The sequence below is a fragment of the Vibrio sp. 10N.239.312.D08 genome (assembly GCF_041466145.1).
GTDB classification, from domain to species: domain Bacteria; phylum Pseudomonadota; class Gammaproteobacteria; order Enterobacterales; family Vibrionaceae; genus Vibrio; species Vibrio crassostreae_C.
Map to the genome: position 1 here is coordinate 1 of NZ_JBFSSD010000054.1, position 17,268 is coordinate 17,268.

19 protein-coding genes, 1 pseudogene and 1 riboswitch are annotated in these 17,268 nt (G+C 44.1%); of the genes and pseudogenes, 11 read left to right on the forward strand and 9 right to left on the reverse strand.

All coding sequences use genetic code 11. From position 1 onward, the window contains the following. Positions 1-349: 349 nt before the first annotated feature. The gene (locus AB6D58_RS20835) at positions 350-874 is read right to left on the reverse strand and encodes a DUF3087 family protein (protein WP_065584102.1); all 525 of its coding nucleotides are present in this window, start codon (positions 872-874) and stop codon (positions 350-352) included. A 256-nt stretch (positions 875-1,130) separates the two neighbouring features. Here AB6D58_RS20835 and trmY point away from each other — a divergent pair, with 256 nt between their 5' ends. Further along, entirely contained in the window at positions 1,131-1,730 is a 600-nt protein-coding gene (gene trmY / locus AB6D58_RS20840; protein WP_017061702.1) for a tRNA (pseudouridine(54)-N(1))-methyltransferase TrmY, read from the forward strand. A gap of 103 nt (positions 1,731-1,833) precedes the next feature. On the opposite strand, the gene AB6D58_RS20845 is transcribed toward trmY, so the two are convergent. Continuing rightward, positions 1,834-2,934: a permease gene (locus AB6D58_RS20845; RefSeq protein ID WP_372158336.1), complete on the reverse strand. Its 1,101-nt coding sequence runs from the start codon at positions 2,932-2,934 to the stop codon at positions 1,834-1,836. A gap of 233 nt (positions 2,935-3,167) precedes the next feature. Here AB6D58_RS20845 and AB6D58_RS20850 point away from each other — a divergent pair, with 233 nt between their 5' ends. Both AB6D58_RS20850 and sigZ read left to right on the forward strand, forming a co-directional pair. After that, a complete protein-coding gene (locus AB6D58_RS20850) occupies positions 3,168-3,464 on the forward strand; it encodes a helix-turn-helix transcriptional regulator (RefSeq protein WP_004733042.1) in 297 nt (98 codons plus the stop codon). After that, a complete protein-coding gene (gene sigZ / locus AB6D58_RS20855) occupies positions 3,448-4,032 on the forward strand; it encodes an RNA polymerase sigma factor SigZ (RefSeq protein ID WP_372158338.1) in 585 nt (194 codons plus the stop codon). Before AB6D58_RS20850 ends, sigZ begins: the two co-directional genes overlap by 17 nt. 120 nt (positions 4,033-4,152) lie before the next feature. Here the strand turns inward: sigZ and AB6D58_RS20860 are convergent, their stop codons facing one another. Both AB6D58_RS20860 and AB6D58_RS20865 read right to left on the reverse strand, forming a co-directional pair. Continuing rightward, complete coding sequence (locus AB6D58_RS20860; protein WP_017065874.1) at positions 4,153-4,767, reverse strand: YitT family protein; 615 nt, start codon at positions 4,765-4,767, stop codon at positions 4,153-4,155. A gap of 460 nt (positions 4,768-5,227) precedes the next feature. Next, positions 5,228-5,377, reverse strand: a complete 150-nt coding sequence (locus AB6D58_RS20865) for a hypothetical protein (protein ID WP_017061698.1) — start codon at positions 5,375-5,377, stop codon at positions 5,228-5,230. A 29-nt stretch (positions 5,378-5,406) separates the two neighbouring features. On the opposite strand from AB6D58_RS20865, the gene AB6D58_RS20870 reads away from it, so the two are divergent. The 3 genes from AB6D58_RS20870 to AB6D58_RS20880 all read left to right on the forward strand — a co-directional run bounded on the left by AB6D58_RS20870 (position 5,407) and on the right by AB6D58_RS20880 (position 8,006). After that, positions 5,407-6,618: an MFS transporter gene (locus tag AB6D58_RS20870; RefSeq protein WP_017061697.1), complete on the forward strand. Its 1,212-nt coding sequence runs from the start codon at positions 5,407-5,409 to the stop codon at positions 6,616-6,618. A 221-nt stretch (positions 6,619-6,839) separates the two neighbouring features. Beyond that, complete coding sequence (locus AB6D58_RS20875; protein ID WP_372158340.1) at positions 6,840-7,565, forward strand: sulfite exporter TauE/SafE family protein; 726 nt, start codon at positions 6,840-6,842, stop codon at positions 7,563-7,565. A gap of 78 nt (positions 7,566-7,643) precedes the next feature. Next, positions 7,644-8,006, forward strand: a complete 363-nt coding sequence (locus AB6D58_RS20880) for an MmcQ/YjbR family DNA-binding protein (RefSeq protein ID WP_017065872.1) — start codon at positions 7,644-7,646, stop codon at positions 8,004-8,006. A gap of 59 nt (positions 8,007-8,065) precedes the next feature. On the opposite strand, the pseudogene AB6D58_RS20885 reads toward AB6D58_RS20880, so the two are convergent. After that, positions 8,066-8,806 (reverse strand): annotated as a pseudogene (locus tag AB6D58_RS20885) (phosphatase PAP2 family protein); the annotation flags it as partial. Positions 8,807-9,179: 373 nt separating this feature from the next. Continuing rightward, positions 9,180-9,330: riboswitch (FMN riboswitch) on the forward strand. A gap of 185 nt (positions 9,331-9,515) precedes the next feature. On the opposite strand from AB6D58_RS20885, the gene ribB reads away from it, so the two are divergent. Both ribB and AB6D58_RS20895 read left to right on the forward strand, forming a co-directional pair. Continuing rightward, complete coding sequence (gene ribB / locus AB6D58_RS20890) at positions 9,516-10,172, forward strand: 3,4-dihydroxy-2-butanone-4-phosphate synthase (protein ID WP_017054827.1); 657 nt, start codon at positions 9,516-9,518, stop codon at positions 10,170-10,172. Between the two features lie 384 nt (positions 10,173-10,556). After that, complete coding sequence (locus AB6D58_RS20895; protein ID WP_136982933.1) at positions 10,557-11,405, forward strand: hypothetical protein; 849 nt, start codon at positions 10,557-10,559, stop codon at positions 11,403-11,405. Positions 11,406-11,536: 131 nt separating this feature from the next. On the opposite strand, the gene AB6D58_RS20900 is transcribed toward AB6D58_RS20895, so the two are convergent. Further along, positions 11,537-12,433 (reverse strand): LysR substrate-binding domain-containing protein, encoded by an 897-nt coding sequence (locus tag AB6D58_RS20900; protein WP_372158342.1) that lies wholly within the window; start codon positions 12,431-12,433, stop codon positions 11,537-11,539. 154 nt (positions 12,434-12,587) lie between these two features. Between AB6D58_RS20900 and AB6D58_RS20905 the strand changes: the two genes are divergently transcribed. After that, positions 12,588-13,226, forward strand: a complete 639-nt coding sequence (locus AB6D58_RS20905; RefSeq protein WP_372158345.1) for an NAD(P)-dependent oxidoreductase — start codon at positions 12,588-12,590, stop codon at positions 13,224-13,226. A 77-nt stretch (positions 13,227-13,303) separates the two neighbouring features. On the opposite strand, the gene AB6D58_RS20910 is transcribed toward AB6D58_RS20905, so the two are convergent. Both AB6D58_RS20910 and AB6D58_RS20915 read right to left on the reverse strand, forming a co-directional pair. Beyond that, a complete protein-coding gene (locus tag AB6D58_RS20910) occupies positions 13,304-13,957 on the reverse strand; it encodes a cupin domain-containing protein (protein ID WP_372158348.1) in 654 nt (217 codons plus the stop codon). 143 nt (positions 13,958-14,100) lie between these two features. After that, positions 14,101-14,868, reverse strand: coding sequence for an SDR family NAD(P)-dependent oxidoreductase (locus AB6D58_RS20915; protein ID WP_372158351.1), 768 nt, complete (start codon positions 14,866-14,868; stop codon positions 14,101-14,103). 105 nt (positions 14,869-14,973) lie between these two features. Here AB6D58_RS20915 and AB6D58_RS20920 point away from each other — a divergent pair, with 105 nt between their 5' ends. After that, positions 14,974-15,312, forward strand: coding sequence for a winged helix-turn-helix transcriptional regulator (locus tag AB6D58_RS20920; RefSeq protein ID WP_372158354.1), 339 nt, complete (start codon positions 14,974-14,976; stop codon positions 15,310-15,312). A 62-nt stretch (positions 15,313-15,374) separates the two neighbouring features. Here AB6D58_RS20920 and AB6D58_RS20925 read toward each other — a convergent pair whose 3' ends face one another. Continuing rightward, positions 15,375-16,280, reverse strand: coding sequence for a LysR family transcriptional regulator (locus AB6D58_RS20925; RefSeq protein ID WP_136974130.1), 906 nt, complete (start codon positions 16,278-16,280; stop codon positions 15,375-15,377). A gap of 210 nt (positions 16,281-16,490) precedes the next feature. Here AB6D58_RS20925 and AB6D58_RS20930 point away from each other — a divergent pair, with 210 nt between their 5' ends. Continuing rightward, positions 16,491-17,210 carry an SDR family oxidoreductase gene (locus AB6D58_RS20930; RefSeq protein WP_004733012.1) on the forward strand — a complete coding sequence of 240 codons (720 nt, stop codon included), beginning with the start codon at positions 16,491-16,493 and terminating at the stop codon, positions 17,208-17,210. Positions 17,211-17,268 lie beyond the last annotated feature (58 nt).

The window sequence follows — 17,268 nt, forward strand, 5'->3', positions numbered from 1 at the left end:
TATTCATTAACGAGTGCCCACACAGATTGATAGGTTTAAATTGTTAAAGAGCTTTGCTTATCGAAACTTTCTTTTTACAAAGAAACCCTTGAAAGCGGACGTGAATTCTAGCGATTTAATCTTAAGTGTCAAACACTTTTTAAAATTAATTTCTTTCGAACTTTCCGTCTTACTGATTACCGCTGAAGCCTTATGGCATCTGCCGTGTCAGTGAGGCGGCATTATAGAGATCATCGAAAACATGGCAACCCCTTTTTTGATAAAAATTCAAAAAACTTGCTTAAGTGGCTACTTTTACGTCAAAAGGCTCTTTCGTAGCTCAAAGCTCATACAATAATGGGTGTATTACTTAAAACTTTGCGATTAGATCTTTCGAAAAAGCCTCTATATCTAGCTCAATGCTCCATTTCTCACTCACTTCTAGGATGTTATCTAGCGATTGCTGAACTGTTTTTATCGTCAATGTGTTGTTGTCTAGGTCGTATACCTGTTTTTGCGTGGTGTAATAGAAATAAAGGATGGTCAGCGCGTCTCGGTCGCCTTGCTCAGCTTTGGGTTGAATACGCTTGAGCTTACGATAGATTTGATTATGGATTTGTTTAAGGTTCCATACATAAAGCGCTTCTTTGAAGTAATCATGCCCTTTCACACGGCTCGCGATAAATGCATTCAATGCGACTGATAAGATCACACCTAATACGTTCAAGTGGAAATTACCTGTCGATTCGCCTGCGATTGATTGCCCTGAACCGAATAGCTCGATCAGTATGGTTCCGAATACAATGGCGAACACTGCGAGTGACCCAACCAACGAAACCAACAGCAGGTTCATCTTCTTTCTATATTCTTCTTTATTGATCTTCTGTAACTTCATCGACTACTTCCTTATGTAAGTCACCTAATAATTTGCGCATACTATCTACGTAAACATTGGGTCGCTTCAACCCTTACCATCTTGTAATGTGGTCATTCTCTATTTAATACGCAGAGTTCTTCTGGTTGGCGCTATACGCAACTCTATTTGACTTCATTAATAGAAAAGAGTTACATACCGCCACAATTTTGGTTATTCATCAATTCATGTTGATAAAGCCCGTTTCGCTTTATCACATACTGACAAGGTACATTCCATGCGTTCATTTGTATTACGCGCTCGCGCAGCCCCTACAGAGAGCAAACTTATCTTAGAAGGTGTTGGGCAAGATGCTCATACTGAGATTCTGGCTCATACTCTGATGAACACGATCTTCGTTGCTCAATCTCACCGTGAGAATGTCACCGTACACCTTGTATTAGAAAGTACTAAAGACTTTTCACGTACGATCACTTTCGATTCAAATGAGATCACCAACATTGGTGGCTTTCATGAATCGGCATTGTTATCAGCGGTAGTAAGAGCGGTTGATGCTTCTCAAGGTATGACCAAAGAGCAGACTCGTCAGGTTGAACCGGGAATCGTCGTTCGCACTATGAGCTTTGAAAAACTAGTCAAAGAACTGGCTGAAGACCACCAGCTATACATGATGGATAAGAAAGGTGACTTTATCCGTGATGCAGAGATTGCTGAAAACCCATGTTTCCTTCTTACTGATCACATCCCTATGCCGAAGAAAAGCTACAACAGCTTAAAGCGCTTAGGGACAGAAAAAATCAGCTTAGGCCCGAACATGCTGTTTGCTTCTCAGTGTGTTGTGTTGATCAACAATGAGCTTGATATTCGCGGTTTCTAATCTCCGAACTAATAGTCTCAACGCAAAAAGAGCTCAACTATGTGAGCTCTTTTTTATTATCTATCTCTTTGTATCAATGGTGTTATCTCGAAATCAGACCTGATTAACCAAAGATGAAGCTGTATAGGAAGCCTGCACCCATCGCCATGCTTAAGATAACGAATAGGAATGCTGCAATCATTTGGTTTTTGAAGATTGATTTAAGCAGGATAACTTCTGTCAAACTTGCACCCGCACTACCAATGATCAATGCCATTACTGAACCCAACGCCATGCCTTTCTGTACTAGAGCTGCACTTAGTGGGATTACCGCTTCAGCACGAATGTACAGTGGAATACCAATCACGGCTGCTACTGGAATCGCATACCACATACCTTCACCAGCGTACTGTGCAATTAGGTCTGTAGGAATAAAGCCGTAGATGAATGAACCAATCGCGATACCCATCATTAGGTAAGGGAAAACTTGTTTGAAGTCTTTCCAAGTTGAGAACCAAATTCTCATCCAACGGCTAGGTTCTTTCTTCTCTACGATTTCCACCGTCGCGCTTCCATCCGCTGAGCAGCATGAAACCGTAACTTGTGGCTCTTCTTTTTTCGAATCGCAGCAAGATGTCTCCTTAGTCATTACTGGTGCAGGTTCGCCACATACACTTGTACCACATGAAGATTCTGCTTTAACCGGTGCTGCTTTCTTAGGAGCAGAGTCACCACAGCTAGTGCCACAGCTTGAAGCTGAACCTGTTGATTCATACGCTTCAGGTTTTACGTAACGCTCAAAGCCAAGCTTCTCAAGTGCGTAACCAGCCACTACAGACACCGTCATTGCTACAAGGAAGTAGAACACAGCAACTTGCCAACCGAAGGTAATCACAAACAAACCAATGATCACTGGGTTCAATAGTGGGCTACCAAATAGGAACACCATCATTGGACCGAAACCCGCTCTTGCACGCAGCAATCCTTTTAAGAAAGGAATGGTCGAACATGAACAGAAAGGTGTAATTGCACCCAGTAGTGCTGCTACTACATAACCCTTACCATTACGTGAGCTCAGGATAGATTGAATCTTTTCTGGTGTAAGGAACTCTTGAAGAATCCCAACAATGTAGCTGATCGCTAAGAAAAAGATAATTAGCTCTACTGCTAAGAAAGCGAACATATCAAGTGCGTCTTTCAGCATTGTTAACATTTCATTGCTCATAATTAACTCCAAACTGGATTGAAGGTCGGGCTCTATGAGAAAAGTAACCAATCCTTAATTTCGAATATTCTCGAATTATAGAAATAAACAGCTCCAGAACAAGCATTATTTCGATAAAAATCGAAATTATTTTCGAAAACACAGTTTTTCAATAACTTACATAGACACCGTTTTTAAATTTGAATTCGACATACATTTCGACTAACATCGAAATTAAATCTTGAGGAGTTAATATGAACTTAGAAGTCGTTGCGAAAGCACTTAAAGAGTTGGGGCACCCTATTCGCCTAACCATTTATAAGAGTGTCGTTAAAGCTGGCTACCAAGGCATTGCAGTTGGCGGCCTACAAGAAGAGCTAGGCATTCCCGGTTCTACCTTGTCTCACCACATATCAAGCTTGGCGTCTGCGGGCCTAATCAGCCAAAGACGAGAAGGAAGAACTCTATTCTGCGTGGCGGAGTATGAGTGCCTAGAAGGTGTGATTGATTTCTTACAAGACGAATGTTGCGTAAATGAACAGTGCAACTAATGCACCTTTGAAGATCGAACAAGTCTGGGCCGAGTATAAGCAAGCATTAAAGTCATTCCTGCATTCAAAGGTCAACAACTCTGCGGATGTAGACGACTTGCTCCAAGATATCTTGATTAAGACCTATCAGAACTTAGATAAGGTACAAGATGCTAGCAGTGTTAAGGCTTGGCTGTTCCAGTTAGCCAACAACACCATTATCGACTTCTACCGTAAGCATGCACGCCAACAACGTGATAGCCAAATTGATGCTGAAGATCTGTGGTTTACCGATTTAGACCACGACTCTGAATTTAAGCAGAAACTTTCATTGTGTATTGAACCTTTTATTCAGGCATTGCCAGAACAAAGTTCATCGCTACTGCTTGCGGCCGACATCAAAGGCCAAAGCCAAAAAGAGATCGCAGAAGCGCAGAACGTCAGCTATTCAACGGTTAAATCCCGCGTGCAAAAAAGCCGTGCTGATCTTAAGAACCTGTTTGAAGAGTGTTGTAACTTGTCCCTTGATCAACAAGGCAATGTGATTGATTGCGAGCTTAAGCCGAACGCCAGCTGCGGCAAGTGTTAATCGTTACATCGAATCCGTTATTTCAATAGAACAAAGCCAGCAATTAATGCTGGCTTTGTTGTTTTCATAATCTGCAAATCACTCTTTACTTAAGCAAATCTAGAGCTTGAGCGAACCGAACTATGCTGCTTCCGCTTTTACCACAGGTTGATAGCGCCCCGGTTTATGATTCATTGCTAGAATCAAGTTGGTGACTATCGCACCAAGCACAGACAGAAGAACCAATGACACATCAACAATGAACAGAGAAAGCACAACAATCGTGCAGTCTAATGCCATCTGAACCTTACCTGCTCGAATTCCAAAACGTTCTTGTAAGAACAACGCCAGAATGTTGAAGCCACCTAAGCTCATCTTGTGACGGAAAATCACCAGCATGCCGGTACCAATCAAGCCACCACCAAGTAAAGCTGCATACAATGCATGAATTTCGGCAATTTGAATCACGTGATACAAGTGATCCACGGCGAACGAAACAATCGAAACCGCGATAAACGTATTGATGGTGAAGCGCCAGCCCATACGAGCAACCGACAAAATATAGAAAGGTAAGTTAAGTGCGAAGAACACTTGGCCAAAGCTCAAATCTGTTACTTTGGTAATGAAGATCGCTAGACCAGCCGTGCCCCCGGTGAGCAAACCGACTTGGTTGAAAAAGATAACGCCGAGTGAAACCAATGCGCTACCTAAGATCAGTGCAAGTAAGTTTTCGCGAAGATTATGATCTTTATCCATATGAATGACTCTCCCTGAATCTTTTAACATCGCGTTTCAGTAGTCTTGAAACGATTTATGCCCAAATTTACGATGTTTGACAGATAAGTCGAGTGAACGAGCAATGTTGCTTAGTGATTAGTTTGTATATTAGTTTTTACAGCTTTGTGAAACTTTAAATTAAACAGCTAGTTATAAGCCTTAATTTAGACTTTCATTCTTAATTAGATACTTGTTTCTATTAACTAACGAGCTTCAAGTTTTCTTATTTATTGAACGCGTTTTATACCAATTCCAATCAAGCGACAATCTATGCATAAAACGCATAGACTACATCACAAATGGTCATTTGATACATACCCGACTCATCACTATGATGCGCGACTTCTTACAACATTGAGCGCATGTCAACACCGTATGTTTTCACAATCTCTTTTTGCCCAACTTGCCAGAATGACGTTATTCCTCGTCATTAGTTTGGTTATTGTGCATCACAGTCAGCCATTGATTGATCTCTTGGCTCAGCATGCCGTAAGCAGTGGTTGCCACCAGCAGTCAGGGCATGATCATTCTGGGCACGAACATCACCATGAGATGACTGACCAACACATGTCAGCGCAAGACCACTCACATCACCACCATTAATTTAAGAGTATTAGAATGAGCATTTTCCGTTTTCCTTTACTGGTATGGCTAGGGATAGGCACACTTATTATCAGTCTAGGGATCAGACAATCATTCGGCATTTTCATGATGCCTATTTCAGAGCATTTCGGCACGGGTCGAGAGTTTTTCAGCTTCTCTATTGCTCTACAAAACTTATTGTTCGGTGTGTTCCAACCTTTTGTTGGTATGGCCGCTGACAAATGGGGAGCAAGACGCATCATTATTGCTGGCGCATGTGCTTACGGTTTGGGTTTACTTCTTACCTCAATTTCTACCGAATCGAGCATGCTTTACGTTTCGTTAGGCGCACTGGTTGGTCTTGGCTTGAGTGCGACAAGTTACGTGATCGTGCTTGGCGCAGTAGCGAAAGTTGTACCAGCAGAGCACGCGGCTAAGGCGTTTGGCTTAACCACGGCTGCAGGTTCATTTGGTATGTTCGCGGTAATTCCGGGCGCACAATACATGCTGAATGAATTTGACTGGCAGAGTGCGATGCAAGTGTTTGGCGTACTGTGTTGTTTGATGATCTCTTTTGCGCTGTTCATGCGAGCGCCTAAAGCAGCCTCAAACAAACAAGCGCAAGCTGAAGAGAACCAAACACTCAAAGAAGCGTTGTCTGAAGCGTTTGCTCACAAAGGTTACTGGTTGATTCACGCGGGCTTCTTCGTGTGCGGTTTCCACGTAATGTTTATCGCAACGCACTTACCGAGCTATTTAGCAGATAAAGACCTACCCGCGAGCAGCGCTGCGATGGCACTGGCTTACGTTGGCATCTTCAACATCTTTGGGTCTTACTTCTGGGGTGTAATGGGCGACAAGTTCAGCAAACGCCACGTTATGTCTGCACTGTACTTAGTGCGTACTGTGGTTATCGGTGCGTTTGTGACTCTGCCTGTGACTGAATCAACCGCGGCTATCTTCGGTGCGGCCATTGGATTCTGTTGGTTGGGTACAGTTCCGCTAACGTCTGGCTTAGTTCGTCAGATCTTCGGTGCCCGTTACCTATCAACGTTGTACGGCTTGGTATTCTTTACTCACCAAGTGGGTAGCTTCTTAGGCGCTTGGGTGGGTGGTCGTATATACGATTACTACGGTTCTTACGAGCCAATCTGGTGGTCAACGGTGGTGCTGGCATTTGCAGCAGCACTTATCCATTTACCAATCAATGACAAGCCCATTGAGCGACTGAAATTGGCAATGGCTTAACGTTTTATGCTGACTCCCCCACTAGCGTAAACAAGTCGTTCCAATAAAGCGAGTGAGTATTGAAAGGAAGCATCCTGAGATACTCACTCGCTTTTTTGTTGGTCGTTATAGTAGAAATTATAACTAGCGAAACTGGCATAAAGCTCACTGAATAATAAGACTATTATTTTAGTTTTCATTTATAGTATCCACCCGCTCCTTTAAAACTAATCCGCAGGCTTATGGAATACATAGATCAGACTGTCCTTATCGCAATGACACTCATTTTTGTCGGCTCGTTTGTGCAAACCGCAATCGGCTTTGGTTTGGCCATTGTTGCAGCCCCACTGCTGTTTTTGGTCTCTCCAGATTATGTGCCTGCGCCTATCTGTTTGATCGGTCTGTTTATCTCGTTATTCAACGCTTTTAAACATAGAGCAAATATCTCTATTGGCGGATTAAAAATCGCATTGCTGGGCCGTATTCCTGGGTCACTGGCAGGTGGTGCTTTGTTGGTGATGGTTTCAACGAGCGTGTTATCACTATGGTTGGGCTTATTGGTAGTATTTGCCGTGATTGTTAGCCTACTGCCCTTTAGACTCGAACCAACCCCAACTAAGATGGGTATTGCGGGGTTCTTCTCTGGGTTCTTTGGCACCAGTTCTGGTATTGGTGGTCCACCGATGGCACTGCTACTCCAACACCAAGATGCCAATCAGCTTCGTGGTAACCTTTCTGCGTTTTTCGTGTTTAGTTCGATCATTTCGTTGGTTGTACAGATCCCAATTGGCTTCTTCACGCTACACCACTTGATCATCACTATACCTTTGCTGCCTGCTGCTTGGTTGGGTTACAAAGTGGCGTTAATGACGACACAAAGCATCCCTAAAGAGAAGATACGCATTGGTTCATTACTGCTATGTTCTCTCAGTGGCTTTACGGCAATCTTGCAGGGTTTAGCTGGCTAGTTATTGGCGATAAAGACAAGAAGAAGAAAGACATCTTAGAAAACCAACACAAACACCCAGTAGATAAAAGGACGCTCTATGACTTACGACGAATTCAACGCATTCTGCGAGTCACTGCCTGCAACCAGTTATGTGATGCAGTGGAATAACTCTCACGTTTGGAAAGTAGGTGGCAAGGTGTTTGCGATTGGTGGTTGGGGACCGAAAGATGAGCCTGCGTTTATCTTCAAGGCGTCCGATCAGAATTTCGACTTTCTCAAAGAAGAGCCGGGCTATAAACCCGCACCCTACTTTGCTTCACGCGGTATGAAATGGATTCAGCTGTTTGAAAGCACGCCAGAAAGGGATGAGGAGCTGAGATACTATCTCATTGAGTCACACCGAATTGTGTCCTTAGGTCTAACCAAAAAGAAGCAAGCAGAGCTAGGGCTCAATCAGTAGCGTTTATTACGTACTGCTAATCTGAGCCCTTCTTTTGCAGTGAGGACGGATCCCTCAGAAGTCTGTTTCAAAAATGCAGGTAAATAGCGTTCTATTTTTTGCTCTGAGATAAGCGGCACCAATAAATAGATCAAACCCGCAAAGGCAATAGATCCGGCTAAGTCTTCTGGTCGATGCATGCCAAGCCAAACACGGCTATAGGCGACACCACCAGCCCAAACCAGTAAACCGCCGACTAGATAAAAGCGTTTCGCCTCTAGGAGAAGACCACCAAAGAACGCCAAACACACACCGACGAAAATCATATGTCCAGATGGGAAAGAGTAATCCGTTTCGCCATGCCAATGACGAGTTCGCCACTCGCTGACCTTATCTTGCACAGATTCAATCGCGGCATTTTTTTCTACCAAAGGCAGCTCGTAAAACAGCTCTGGCATATCAACCACTTCTTGGGTAACTAAGTACTCAGTATATGGGCGTGGACTCTCCGTTGATGATTTAAGGAATGTCTTTGCTGCAAAGCTTAACACCAATAAAATACCAAGCTGCAAACAAAGGCTCACTAGCTTTGCTTTTGAGAACTTTAATGTCAGCACCAACAAAGAGAGAATCGCGAGTGTGATTAGGAACCCTTGATTACCCGCTGAATAAGTCACGAATGTCATCACTGCACCATAGAAAGGCAATACAGCACTTCCAAGGTCGAAGTCAGATCCAAAGATCAAAAAAGGCACTAGAGAATACAAGCTTAAAACGAGCAGTAATAAGCCTTTGGATTTGTTAGAGAACAGAGAAGTCATGGCTAAGATCTTTGAGATAAAGTGGTCGGATGCTATCGCAGCTTAGCATCGCCAATATCAATTTTATGTCAAAACGGTCAGTAAGCCGTCATAGTGTAACAATAATCGATTAAAGGGCCTCTTAAGTATTGAGCTGATGAACTGTCACGCCATCACCAATAATCCAGACCATCCACTTGTGTACATATAGACATCAAAACCCACTAAACATAGCCTGCGCACCGCTATACACCACACGCTAAGGTCTGCCGATAAAGTGAACACTTACCGGATTATAAGGCCAGAATCTGAAAAACTTTGCTGTCAGTCCTTTAAATCCACTATCGAAAGGATTACCATCTGGTCTGCTTTCAAAGCAAAACAAATTATTAATTTTTATTCTCAGGGCGGGGCGAAATTCCCCACCGGCGGTATGTCCTTAGCAAAATCTAAAGATAAGCCCGCGAGCGCTCGATTCGTCGAGGTCAGCAGATCTGGTGAGATGCCAGAGCCGACGGTTATAGTCCGGATGAGAGAGAATGGAAACACACTCGTTTAAGTTGGAAAGGCGCACCTATCTATTGGGTTGATGCCTCCAACTCAGACGGGTGCATTTCGTTTTGGATAAAACCATAATGAGCTAGAGCCTCTTGTAATGAGTAGGCTTTGTTGTGCTCGGTTGAGATCCCTCATACAGCCCTGATTCTGGTGATATTTTAGGAGTTTAACCATGAATCAGTCTTCACTACTTGCCGAATTTGGCGAACCAATCACTCGCGTTGAAAATGCACTGCAAGCTCTACGCGAAGGTCGTGGCGTACTTCTACTTGACGATGAAGATCGTGAGAACGAAGGCGACATCATCTACTCAGTAGAACACCTGACGAATGCTCAAATGGCGCTTATGATCCGCGAATGCAGCGGCATTGTGTGTCTGTGTCTAACTGACGAGCAAGCGAACCAACTTGAACTTCCACCTATGGTTGTTGATAACAACAGCGCAAACCAAACTGCGTTTACCGTCACTATCGAAGCGAAAGTTGGTGTAACAACAGGTGTTTCTGCCGCTGACCGTGTAACAACGATCAAGACAGCTGCAAATCCAACAGCTAAGCCTACTGACCTTGCTCGCCCTGGCCACGTATTCCCATTGCGTGCTCGTAAAGGTGGTGTACTTGCTCGTCGCGGCCACACAGAAGGTACAGTAGATCTTATGCAAATGGCTGGTCTTCAATCTGCCGGTGTACTTTGTGAAGTAACCAATCCGGATGGTACGATGGCAAAAGCGCCAGAGATCGTTGCTTTCGGCAAACTACACAACATGCCAGTACTGACCATTGAAGACATGGTGATGTACCGCACTGAGTTCGACCTTAAGCTTGCATAACGTTTAGCCCTCAATGCTAAACACTTAGTCGTTAAGTCAACTACACTGCGAAGTGAACATTGAAAGGCCTCACTCTTACTGCTTTTAGAGTTAAAGCATATAGGGTGAGGCCTTTTTAATTTCCGTAGCTTGAAACGAGCCTGAAATGGATCGCCAAAGTGTCTCTACTTACCGAAACCTCCCCAACCTATCGTTAGAAAAGCGTAACCTCTCAAAAAATCCTGCAAAATATGAGAAACATTCACTCAAATGGTGAAGTCATGCACCATGATTGATCATCCATAATTTGAGAAAAATCATAAATCAATGAAATATAACACTTATTTATTTTGGCATGGTGTCTGCAATACCACTAAGTAGGTATACAAATATTAGGAGTTGAATATGTTTGTAGTTATTTCAGTGGGTTTATCCCTATTAGTACTTGCAGCCCTGTTTCATTTCTCAAGGAAGAGACAAACAGCGCTATCACACAGGTTTGAAACCTTAGTTCTGCTTAGAGAGTTATTGTTGTTATCACGCAAACACCGCGCGGCAACGCATTACGCTCTGGCGTATAAATTGTCTAGCGACTCGATTCGTAAAGTGAACGAGATTTACGACAACATACTTGAGGTATCTGAGCTGCTTCAATCCCATGTGTCGTTTGACAGCCGCCCTATGTATCGCATCTATCACCTCAAGCTCATCGCTATGCACAGCGACTGGCAAAACCGTAGCTTGGTGCGTAACCAATCGATTCATGGCAAAACAATTCGCCATAGCATGTTCTTGATGGATGAAGTAATGATCATCTGGCTAATTCAGTCTGAGCGTGAAGACATGAGCCGTGAGTACCACATGAATTGGCAACAGATCTTAGATTGCATGGAGATCCTGACCAAATTACGAATGTGTATCCCTGATATGGAGAAGCCTGAGGAGTATTTGAGATTCAAATTCTACGCCTCTCAGACACACAGAAAACTCAACCAGTTATCGATTATCTGCCCTCTTAGTAGTGGGTCACCGGTTTGTACGCGAGCGATGCATGCACTCTCAGAGATCGCATCAAGTAACGAAGCGACCCAACCGGCAGATAGCATGTACGAATTAACCAGTGATATCTCTAGCGTCGTGTCGCAAGTTTACGACCAAGTATTATCCGACATTACGAGAAGCTTGTATCAGCCTTTACCAGACGTAAACGAAAAGGTAATAAATACCCGATTATCCGTACATCATTACATGTAAAGACTTCGTGAGAGGAGAGCGTGCTGGAACTCTGAATTATTGAGTTCAAATCCGATATCACCATTGATATCGGATTTTTGTATTTATGAGCTTTTAAAATTCTATCGCTATGTATCATTGCCTATGAAGTTTCAAACATCGCCAGATTTGATATCGCTAGACCAAGCTTCTGCGGCAAAATCAATGAACTGACGAACAACCGGCAGCTGATAACTACGAGACAAATACACCGCCCACAGCACACTACTCGGTGAAACAAACTCATCCAATATTCGTATCAATTTGCCATTCGCAATCAGTGGGTTGGCTAAGTCACAAGGTAAACGAACTACCCCTTTCCCGTGCTGTGCGGCGCGAGTTAGCACTCCAACATCATTAGCCTTGATAGTGCCAGACACCTCAACTGAATAGTGTTGATTGTCCTTAACAAAATCCCACTTAGAAACATTCAAGTGACGAAAACAATTGTGTTGTCGAAGCGCCTCGACCGTTTCAGGTTCACCATGTTTGTCTAAGTAGGCTTGCGAGGCACACACCACTGAATCAATAACCATTAGCTTTCGTGCAATCAAACTATCATCAGGTTGATCGGTATAACGAAGTGCAATATCGATCCTCTCATCCACCAGCTGAGTAAAGCGGTCTGAGGCAAACAGTTCGACCGTGATATTAGGGTGGCGCTCGGTGAACTGTTCGACCACATCCAACAACATGTGCTGAGTTAAACCAATCGGAGCTGCAATTCGAATGGTTCCAGAAAGATCATCGGTTTGATTGAGTGAAGTAACTTCTAACTCCGCCGTTTCATGGAGTATTTTCTCGCAGCGCTGTAAGGCAACCTCTCCTGCCGCGGTCAAACTCACCTTACGAGTGGTTCTGTGCAACAACCGCTGTTTTAGCCACCCTTCGATCTCTTGAACATGGCGTGAAACCTGTAAACGGCTCATATCCAAATGCTCTGCTGCTTGAGTGAAGCTGGCACAATTCGCAACTTCGACAAAGCTACGCATTGCCGTCAACCTATCCATCACACTTTCCCTTATCCACTGAATAAAACCTATTAGCTAGCTACATAGATACAATCTACATCATTTTATGATATTTATCGCAACCTAGTGAGCTATTAGACTGCAATGGCTGTCGAGAAACAGACTCAATAAATTAGATAATTGGAGAGACATTATGAAAATTGCAGTATTAGGCGCATCAGGTTGGATTGGTAGTCACATCGCTCAAGAAGCTCAAGCTCGCGGACATGAAGTTGTTGCTGTTGTAAGAGATGCAAGCCGTGTAGAGATTAGCGATGTTGAGGTTCGTTCATTTGATTTACAAGATGAAGCCGCAAGTCTAGCAAACGCACTATCCGGCGTTGATGCAGTCATTACTTCGATTGGCGGACGTGCTCTGGGTAATCACGACATCGTAAAAAACACTGCGACTAAATTGCTGGCAACATTACCGAGCATCGGTATCGATCGCCTACTTTGGGTTGGCGGAGCTGGCTCATTAGAAGTAGCGCCAAACGTACCGCTAGTGACTGTTCCTGACTTCCCTGCGGATTACAAAAACGAAGCGCTAGCACAGGGCGAAGCTCTTGAAGTGTTCAAGCAATCTAATAGCGAAGTTAACTGGACGTTCGTTAGCCCTGCCGCAGAAATATTCCCGGGCGAGAAACTATCGACCTACCGCACTGGTGGCGATCAACTGCTCACCGACGAAGATGGTAACAGCAAAATTTCAGTCAGCGATTACGCTATTGCGATGATTGATGAACTCGAAGCTGGCAAATTCCCACGCCAACGTATTGGTGTTGCGTACTAGTCAGCTCATATATAAAAACTAAAAAAAGCCGCTTGTTCAAAACAATGCGGCTTTCTCATCTTTTACTGAGCATTCCTTTAATCCAATGGCAGATGCCCTGTTTTCGCTAGGATAACCGTCTCTTCTTCCACATAAGGAAAATGCTCACTCATGTGTGGGCTGCGCATCCATGTGTGTTTTGGATACTCACCATGTTCGTCTTTAAAGGTGCCAGAAAGTACAAATATCTCTTCACCGCCAAAGTGGCGATGCGGCTGAAAACGTTCGCCAACCGGCCACTTCACTAACGCGACATGCTCGTGTTCGAACTCATGCAGTGGCATCACTTGTAAGCCGCCAATACCCTGAAGCCATTCTGTTTCCAAAGTATTAATACGAACTTGAGTTAAGTCTCTCGCGTCAAACTGGTTGAGCTTAACCAAGATCGTACAGCCATTTTTGCTGGATGGGGAATGCGCGCTGCCCGGCGGATTACGGATATAAGTGCCCGCTGGGAAATCTCCGGTTTCATCAGAGAACACACCCTCTAATACGAAGATCTCTTCACCTTGCGGATGTGGGTGCTCAGAAAACGAAGAGTCAGGATCGTACTTCACCACACTAGTCGTGTGGCCCGATTCTTTCTCTTCTCTTTCAAGTGGCTTACGCCATACCCCTTTTGCAGGGCTCGCGACCCAATCTAGTGGTTCGGTTTCTATAACCAGTCTCTTTGAAAAGTCCATGTTGAGCATAATGACGACCTTACTCTAAATATTGTTTTAATTATTATTGTCTTGCTAATGTCTATTCTACGCGAATAACGAGCGAGGGGGAGACTTCGCTGCTAATTGCTAATTGCTAACAAAGCATCCCCCATATTAAAAACTCGGCTCGATTAATTGCGGCCTGCGATCACACCACCATCAACATCCCAGATTGCACCCGTTACCCAATCGGCACTGTCAGACAATAGGAAAGAGATGCTGTTTGCTATGTCTTTCGGTTGACCCACTCGACCAATTGGGTGAAAAGCATTGAAGCCTTCTAGCGCTTGGTCCACTTCTTCTGGCTTAATGAATGATTCGTAGATCGGCGTTTTAACGACGGCTGGAGACACCGCATTCACGCGAATGTTGTGGTCTGCAAGCTCCATCGCCATATGCTGTGTTAAAGCGTGTAGTCCTGCCTTTGCCATTGAATACGCAGAAGATGGCGTCGCTTTAATAGCTTGTTTCGCCCACATAGAGCCTACATTTACCACGTTTCCGCCACCGTTTTTGATCATCAACTTACTGACAGCTTGAGTGATGAAGAAAGTCGCTTTATTAAGCTGCATGTATTGCTCGTAATCCGACTCCTGATGCTCGATAAACGCTTTAGGGTTAAAGTAGCCAGCCGCATTAACAAGGTAACCAATACCCTCTTCAAGTGACTCTAGATGCGAAATAAGATTCGACACACTTGCATCATCATAAAGATTAGCTTGCCAGCCAGTAGCGTGGCCCAGCGACTGAAGTTCTGATACCGCTTTATCTAACTTAGTTGGGTTATTGCCGACAACCAGCACATGGATATTTTGAGCGACTAACTGCTTCGCTGTTTCAAAGCCCATACCACTTGTGCCACCGATTACGACTGCAATACCATTTTTAGTGAAGTTCATTTTGTTATCTCCTAAGTCATGTGAACGTGGTAATCTTAGGCTTTGAACTAACACTATGAATAGTAAGTACAAATCGGTTAGGTAGGTACTTATTGGTACATCTTTATGAAAAATCAGGAAAACTTTTTTTCAAGAAAATCAGCGCCAGAGCGTTCCGCTCGCATGGTAGAGACCATCTACGGTTGTAAATGGTCGCTCACGGTTTACCAATTACTGGCAAATGGCATCAATCGTCCCGGTGAAATGGTACGCTCGGTCGAAGGGTTATCGACCAAGGTCTTGAATGAATGTTTAAAGCGAAATGTAGCATTTGGAATTTTAGACAAGCAAATGTTCAACGAACTACCACCAAGAGTTGAATACCAAGTGACGCCGTTCGGCGAGAAGTTCTTGTTGATTCTAGACCAGCTGGAAAACCTACAAAACGAAATCGACGAGATGTAAGTTTGAGCCAGTCCAACTATTGCCAAAAACAGCAGACAGAAAAGGAAGGCAACAAGCAGCACTTAGCTCACTGGCATTTGCTCAAAGCGACCTTTTACAAAATCAATGAAGGTTCGAATTCGACTTGGTTGATAGCGGTCTCGATGGTAGATCGCTGAAAAGTCCACTTTCGGCACTATCCACTCATTAAACACCTGCTCCAATTGCCCATCATTGATCTCTTGCAAGCAATAGATGGTTGGTACACGAATAATTCCGTTGCCCGATTTCGCGCCCTGTACTAACACTCGCCCATTCTTACATTGCAGCCTACCCGTCACATGAACATCGACTGTTTTCTTGGTGTCATCCAAAGCTTGAAAGCTCCACTTACGCACAGACCCCGTTAAGCAGTCATGGTGAATGAGATCTTTAGGATGGTTTGGCTTTCCTTTGCGAGCAAAATATTCAGGGCTTGCGAGCGTTCCCATCTCGATGTCCAAAAGCTTTCTCGCGATAAAGCCCGCATCTTCAAGGCTTCCCATACGAAATGCGATATCGAACGCGTCTTCAATCAAGTCGACTCGGTTACTACTGAAATCAAGGCTGATGCTGATGTCTGGGTAGAGTTGCATGAACTCATTGACCAGATCCGCGATGATCACCTCGCCCAGATAACCGCCAACACAGTTTACTTTTATGTCGCCACGTACTTCTTCGACGTCATCCACAGCAGCAATCAAGGCTTGGTCTATATTATCTAAGGCTTGTTCACATCTCGCGTACAGATCTTGCCCTGCGTGAGTCAACCTTAAGGTTCGAGTGGTGCGGATAAACAGTGTCACACCCATCTGCTTTTCTAGGCTGCTCACTTGGCGTGATACGTGGGAACGAGACACATCCAACTCCTCCGCCGCTTTGGTGAAATTACCTAAACGAGCGATCAGCACGAAAGAACGAATATCAGACAGGTTAATTTGATTGAGCATGGCCGCCAGCTTACTAGTGAGGTTATGAGATAGACACTTTTATTGTTGCACCACAGCAACAGTGTTTCAAGTAAAGCGCTATATATCAACAATTCTATTTTCCTTAATATACCTCCATCGCAACGAAGCAAGGCAACAAGCACTTGATTCGAATGCACTTAAACAACCCGTCGTAGCCAACCGACGCAATAAAAGTACAGAGGAAATAAAATGAAAAAACTAATCGTAATTACAGGTGCAAGCTCTGGTATTGGTGAAGCAATCGCTCGTCGTCTAAGCGATGAAGGTCACCCTCTGCTACTTTTAGCTCGTCGTGTTGATCGCCTTGAAGCGCTGAATCTACCAAACTCACTGTCAGTAAAAGTAGACGTAACAGACAAAGCGTCTTTTGATGCAGCAATCGCACAAGGTGAAGAGAAGTTTGGCCCTGTAGATGCACTTATCAACAATGCTGGTGCAATGCTTCTTGGTCAAATTGATACTCAAGACGCACAAGAGTGGAAGACAATGTTCGATGTAAACGTGATTGGTCTTCTAAACGGCATGCAATCTGTACTTGCTCCGATGATGGAACGCAACACGGGTACTATCATCAACATCAGCTCTATCGCGGGTAAGAAAACATTCCCAAGCCACGCAGCTTACTGTGGTACTAAATTCGCGGTACACGCTATTTCTGAGAACGTTCGTGAAGAAGTGGCGGCTTCAAATGTTCGTGTTACCACTATCGCACCGGGTGCTGTAGAAACTGAGCTTCTGTCTCACACAACATCTCAAGAGATCAAAGACGGTTACGATTCTTGGAAAGAAGACATGGGTGGCGTATTGGCAGCTGACGATATCGCTCGCGCTGTATCATTCGCTTACCAACAACCACAGAATGTATGTATCCGTGAGATTGCTCTAGCACCAACTAAGCAACAGCCATAGGCCTTTGCCATCGCTAATAAATAAGCGATGAACTAAAAAAGCGCCACGACTTAACAAG

Excerpts from the sequence above, each read along its gene's own strand:
- AB6D58_RS20835 (WP_065584102.1), bottom strand. The coding sequence starts at position 874 with ATGAAGTTACAGAAGATCAATAAAGAAGAATATAGAAAGAAGATGAAC.
- trmY (WP_017061702.1), top strand. The coding sequence starts at position 1,131 with ATGCGTTCATTTGTATTACGCGCTCGCGCAGCCCCTACAGAGAGCAAA.
- AB6D58_RS20845 (WP_372158336.1), bottom strand. The coding sequence starts at position 2,934 with ATGAGCAATGAAATGTTAACAATGCTGAAAGACGCACTTGATATGTTC.
- AB6D58_RS20850 (WP_004733042.1), top strand. The coding sequence starts at position 3,168 with ATGAACTTAGAAGTCGTTGCGAAAGCACTTAAAGAGTTGGGGCACCCT.
- sigZ (WP_372158338.1), top strand. The coding sequence starts at position 3,448 with ATGAACAGTGCAACTAATGCACCTTTGAAGATCGAACAAGTCTGGGCC.
- AB6D58_RS20860 (WP_017065874.1), bottom strand. The coding sequence starts at position 4,767 with ATGGATAAAGATCATAATCTTCGCGAAAACTTACTTGCACTGATCTTA.
- AB6D58_RS20870 (WP_017061697.1), top strand. The coding sequence starts at position 5,407 with ATGAGCATTTTCCGTTTTCCTTTACTGGTATGGCTAGGGATAGGCACA.
- AB6D58_RS20875 (WP_372158340.1), top strand. The coding sequence starts at position 6,840 with ATGGAATACATAGATCAGACTGTCCTTATCGCAATGACACTCATTTTT.
- AB6D58_RS20880 (WP_017065872.1), top strand. The coding sequence starts at position 7,644 with ATGACTTACGACGAATTCAACGCATTCTGCGAGTCACTGCCTGCAACC.
- ribB (WP_017054827.1), top strand. The coding sequence starts at position 9,516 with ATGAATCAGTCTTCACTACTTGCCGAATTTGGCGAACCAATCACTCGC.
- AB6D58_RS20895 (WP_136982933.1), top strand. The coding sequence starts at position 10,557 with ATGTTTGTAGTTATTTCAGTGGGTTTATCCCTATTAGTACTTGCAGCC.
- AB6D58_RS20900 (WP_372158342.1), bottom strand. The coding sequence starts at position 12,433 with ATGGATAGGTTGACGGCAATGCGTAGCTTTGTCGAAGTTGCGAATTGT.
- AB6D58_RS20905 (WP_372158345.1), top strand. The coding sequence starts at position 12,588 with ATGAAAATTGCAGTATTAGGCGCATCAGGTTGGATTGGTAGTCACATC.
- AB6D58_RS20910 (WP_372158348.1), bottom strand. The coding sequence starts at position 13,957 with ATGCTCAACATGGACTTTTCAAAGAGACTGGTTATAGAAACCGAACCA.
- AB6D58_RS20915 (WP_372158351.1), bottom strand. The coding sequence starts at position 14,868 with ATGAACTTCACTAAAAATGGTATTGCAGTCGTAATCGGTGGCACAAGT.
- AB6D58_RS20920 (WP_372158354.1), top strand. The coding sequence starts at position 14,974 with ATGAAAAATCAGGAAAACTTTTTTTCAAGAAAATCAGCGCCAGAGCGT.
- AB6D58_RS20925 (WP_136974130.1), bottom strand. The coding sequence starts at position 16,280 with ATGCTCAATCAAATTAACCTGTCTGATATTCGTTCTTTCGTGCTGATC.
- AB6D58_RS20930 (WP_004733012.1), top strand. The coding sequence starts at position 16,491 with ATGAAAAAACTAATCGTAATTACAGGTGCAAGCTCTGGTATTGGTGAA.